Origin of the sequence: Brevibacillus sp. SIMBA_040, assembly GCF_046535075.1 — a bacterium.
Taxonomy (GTDB): domain Bacteria; phylum Bacillota; class Bacilli; order Brevibacillales; family Brevibacillaceae; genus Brevibacillus.
In genome coordinates this window covers 1-251 of the sequence record NZ_JAWRXI010000324.1, presented here as the reverse complement: position 1 = coordinate 251, position 251 = coordinate 1, and the positions used below count along the sequence as shown (strand labels likewise).

Annotated in this window: 1 protein-coding gene; it reads left to right on the top strand. The window is 35.5% G+C overall.

Annotation, left to right across the window (positions count from 1 at the left end; all coding sequences use genetic code 11):
* Positions 1-251 (top strand): M1 family aminopeptidase (locus tag SB752_RS32990; RefSeq protein ID WP_410719593.1); only part of this gene is annotated, 251 nt, incomplete at both ends.

Genomic DNA, 251 nt, shown 5'->3' with positions numbered 1-251 from the left:
AATCTTGAAACCCAAACAATGTCATCAATGAGTAGCTGGGAAAAGTACTTAATTGCTCATGAGTTGGCGCATCAATGGTTTGGTAATAAAGTTACTTGTGGTACACCGGGAGATCTTTGGCTTAATGAAGCTTTTGCAACATTTGGAGAGCATCTTGCCAACGAAAAGCTTTTAATGAACAATACCGAGTTTTTAAACTACTTATTGAGCGAAAAAAATTATTGTACAAGTTTTACTAATCAAAGTGTTGC